This window comes from Streptomyces sp. NPDC060198, assembly GCF_042728415.1.
In the GTDB taxonomy this organism is placed as follows: Bacteria; Actinomycetota; Actinomycetes; order Streptomycetales; family Streptomycetaceae; genus Streptomyces.
In genome coordinates this window covers 1-3956 of the sequence record NZ_JBHWZJ010000517.1, presented here as the reverse complement: position 1 = coordinate 3956, position 3956 = coordinate 1, and the positions used below count along the sequence as shown (strand labels likewise).

Below are 3956 nucleotides of genomic sequence, written 5' to 3'. Positions count from 1 at the left end.
GGGAGATCCCGCCGGGCCGTTCCGTCGTGCTGCGGGGGATGTCGGACTCCGCCGGGCCCCGTCCGGGGTGCGTCGGCCGCCGGAGGGCCCGTCCGGGGGCGTCGGGCTCCGCGGGCCCCGGGGCCGTTCCGTACGCCGCCCCCGCTCACCCCCGGCGGAACAGCGCGCTCCGCCGAAAGGTTTCCCCCCCGCCCCGGAAGGGTTGCGTGACGTAGGTCACGGGTAGGACGGCGTAGGCAGCGTCCTACGGATCAAGGACGGCCACGGCGGGGCGTGCCGCGCCGGACGCCGTGCCCCGTCCACGATCCACCGGACCCCGCCGACGAGGGCCACCGGCCCTCCCCCGTCGCTCCGCGCGGACGGGGACCTACCGACGAACCCCGCGAGGTGATGCTCCGTGATCTGGGAATCCTTCGGCTCCGTCGTGGTCGGGCTCGCCCTGGCCTGGGCCGCCCTCCACGTCCTGCCCGGCCGACTGCCGTCGGCCCGTGCGGTCTATCCCACCGGTGCCCTGGGAGCCCTGTTCGGGGCGTATCTGACGGACGGTGTGCTGTACTCCGGACACGCCACGGCCACGGTCGCCGGCGCGCTGGTCGTCGGCGCGGTGACGTTGTCGCTGCTGCTGCGCCCGCGCGGCCGGAGCCGGATCAGCGGCTCGGCGGCCGCGCGGTAGCTCCGTCGGGGACGGACCGCGGGTTCTGCGGGGCAGGCGTCAAGCGGCGAGGCCCAGGGCGGCCATCCGCTTGGTGTGCGCCTCGGTGATCCGGGAGAACATCCGGCCGACCTCGGCCAGGTCGAACCCGTCCGCCACGCCGCCCACCAGCATCGTCGACAGGGCGTCGCGGTCGGCGACCACCCGCTGGGCCTGCGAGAGCGCCTCGCCCATCAGCCGCCGGGCCCAGAGGGCGAGCCGGCCGCCGACGCGGGGGTCGGCCTCGATCGCGGCGCGCACCTTGGCCACCGCGAAGTTCCCGTGGCCGGTGTCGTCCAGGACGGCGAGCACCAGGTCCCGGGTGTCCGCGTCGAGCCGGATGGCGACCTCACGGTAGAAGTCGCTGGCGATCGAGTCGCCGACGTAGGCCTTCACCAGGCCCTCCAGCCAGTCGGAGGGAGCGGTCTGGCGGTGGAAGTCGTCCAGCGCCTTGGCGAAAGGCTCCATGGCCCCGGTGGGGTTCTCCCCGACGGCCGAGAGCCGCTCGGTGAGCTGCTCGAAATGATGGAATTCCGCTGAGGCCATCTTCGCCAGTTCCGCCTTGTCCCCGAGGGTGGGCGCGAGTTTGGCGTCCTCGGCGAGCCGCTCGAAAGCGGCCAGTTCGCCGTACGCGAGGGCGCCCAGCAGATCCACCACGGCGGCTCGGTACTGCGGGTCGACCGATGCCGTCGACCAGCTTCCGGCGGCGGTACCGGTGGGGGCGGGGGCTTCGTCGGGCGTGCGAGCGGCGTTGTCAGGCGTCTCCATGGAGCGCACAATAGCCCGCACGGCGTCGGTGGTAAGGGCCCGGTCCATCACCGAGATCACACCGTTCCGATGAATTCGCCCAACACGCATGCGCGAATCCGGGGTACAGTGGTAATGCGCCTACTGAGCATTTTCGTATGTTCGGGGCGCGCCCTTGAATGAGGATGCCCGGTCGGTGGCCCGATCGGCTCCGACCCGACAGCCCTCCACGCGGGTCGTACACACCGTACGACCGCAGATGAGGGGCCCCCTCAGCGGCACGAGCGCTCGAGCGACGGCAGTGGTCCCGCGCCACCCGCGCCCTCCCAGGGCCGGATGACCAACCCCGGCACGGTACGACCCCCAGCGTTCGCCTCGGTCCGCGTCTCACAGAAGAGGCAGCACCCTGACTACCTTCCGCGACCTCGGGATTCTCCCCGAGACGGCCGAGGCCCTCGAAGCCGTCGGCATCACCTCCCCCTTCCCGATCCAGGAGATGACCCTCCCCGTCGCGCTCTCGGGCAGCGACGTCATCGGCCAGGCGAAGACCGGCACCGGCAAGACGCTGGGCTTCGGCCTGCCGCTCCTGGAGATCGTCACCGTCCCCGCCGACGTCGAGGCGGGCCGGGCGGCACCCGAAAAGCTGACCGACGCGCCGCAGGCGCTCGTCGTCGTACCCACGCGCGAGCTCTGCCAGCAGGTCACCAACGACCTCCTCACCGCGGGCAAGGTCCGTAACGTCCGCGTCCAGGCCATCTACGGCGGCCGGGCGTACGAGCCCCAGGTCGAGGCGCTGAAGAAGGGCGTCGACGTGGTCGTCGGCACCCCCGGCCGACTGCTCGACCTGGCGGGCCAGCGCAAGCTGGACCTGTCCCACGTCCGCGCCCTCGTCCTCGACGAGGCCGACGAGATGCTGGACCTGGGCTTCCTGCCCGACGTCGAGCGCATCCTCACGATGCTGCCGGCGAAGCGCCAGACCATGCTCTTCTCGGCGACGATGCCCGGCGCCGTGATCAGCCTCGCCCGCCGCTACATGTCGCAGCCCACGCACATCAACGCCACGTCGCCCGACGACGAGGGCACGACGGTCAAGAACACGACCCAGTTCGTGTACCGGGCGCACAACATGGACAAGCCCGAGATGGTCTCGCGCATCCTCCAGGCCGACGGCCGGGGACTGGCGATGATCTTCTGCCGCACCAAGCGCACCGCCGCCGACATCGCGGAGCAGCTGGAGAAGCGCGGCTTCGCTTCCGGCGCGGTCCACGGCGACCTCGGCCAGGGCGCCCGCGAGCAGGCGCTGCGCGCCTTCCGCAACGGCAAGGTCGACGTGCTCGTCTGCACCGACGTCGCGGCGCGCGGTATCGATGTCGAGGGTGTGACCCACGTCATCAACTACCAGTCCCCCGAGGACGAGAAGACCTACCTGCACCGCATCGGCCGCACCGGCCGCGCCGGTGCCAAGGGCACCGCGGTCACGCTGGTGGACTGGGACGACATCCCTCGCTGGCAGCTGATCAACAAGGCGCTGGACCTGAAGTTCCCGGACCCGCCGGAGACGTACTCCACCTCTCCGCACCTGTTCGAGGACCTCGGCATCCCCGCGGGCACCAAGGGCATACTGCCGCGTACCGAACGGACCCGTGCGGGTCTGCGCGCGGAGGAGCTGGAGGACCTCGGCGAGACCGGTGGCCGGGGCCGCAAGGCTCCCGCCTCGTCCGGCCCCGCCCGTGAGGCCCGCGAGGAGCGCCCCGCGCGCACCCCGCGTCAGCGCCGCCGCACCCGTGGCGGAGCCGGCGAGGAGGGCGCCGCCACGGTGCCCGCACCCGCCACCGAGGCCGTACCGGCTCCGGAGAACGCCGGGACCACCGGGGAGACGGAGCCGCGCACCCCGCGCCGCCGCCGTCGTGGCCGGGTCGGTGTCGCGGAGGCCGTCGCCGCCGAGGCGGCAGCCCTGGCCGTCGCCGAGGCCCCCGCACCGGTGGCCGTCGTGGAGGCCCCCGCGGCCGTGGCCCAGGCTCCGGCCGTCGCCGAGGCGACCAAGCCGGCACGCCGTCGTCGCACCCGTGCCGCCGCTCCGGCCGAGCCGGAGTTCCAGACGGTGGCCGTCGCCGTGGGCTTCGCCGAGCCCGCCGCCGAGACGAAGCCGCGCCGCCGTCCCCGGGTCGTGAAGCCCGCCGCGGACGAGGTGGACTTCCAGATCGCCCCGCCCTCCGAGCCCGAGTCCGAGAGCCGGACGCGCCGCCGTCCCCGTACGGCCGTGAAGCCGGCCACGGAGACGAAGGCCGAGGCGAAGCCCGAGACGAAGCCCCGCACGCGCAAGGCCGCCGCGCCGAAGACCGCCGTGAAGGCCGAGGCCGCTCCGGCCGCCGAGGCCGACGCCGTGGAGGAGAAGCCGAAGCGCCGTCGCCGCGCCGCCGTCAAGCCGGAGACCTCCGTGGTCGCCGAGGCGGAGGCCGTGGCGAGCGAGGCGGTCTTTTTTAATGAACGGACCCGCCGTAGGAGTACTTGTTCTTTG

The 3956-nt window shown here is 73.1% G+C and carries 3 protein-coding genes; 2 read left to right on the top strand and 1 reads right to left on the bottom strand.

All coding sequences use genetic code 11. The features are described 5' to 3' along the window. The first annotated feature begins 397 nt into the window (after positions 1-397). Positions 398-673: a hypothetical protein gene (locus ACFWEP_RS32695; protein ID WP_387375634.1), complete on the top strand. Its 276-nt coding sequence runs from the start codon at positions 398-400 to the stop codon at positions 671-673. A 39-nt stretch (positions 674-712) separates the two neighbouring features. On the opposite strand, the gene ACFWEP_RS32690 is transcribed toward ACFWEP_RS32695, so the two are convergent. Beyond that, positions 713-1459: a ferritin-like fold-containing protein gene (locus tag ACFWEP_RS32690; RefSeq protein ID WP_387375632.1), complete on the bottom strand. Its 747-nt coding sequence runs from the start codon at positions 1457-1459 to the stop codon at positions 713-715. 475 nt (positions 1460-1934) lie between these two features. Between ACFWEP_RS32690 and ACFWEP_RS32685 the strand changes: the two genes are divergently transcribed. Continuing rightward, positions 1935-3956, top strand: a 2022-nt coding sequence (locus ACFWEP_RS32685; RefSeq protein ID WP_387375631.1) for a DEAD/DEAH box helicase, incomplete at its 3' end; no start/stop codon positions are given.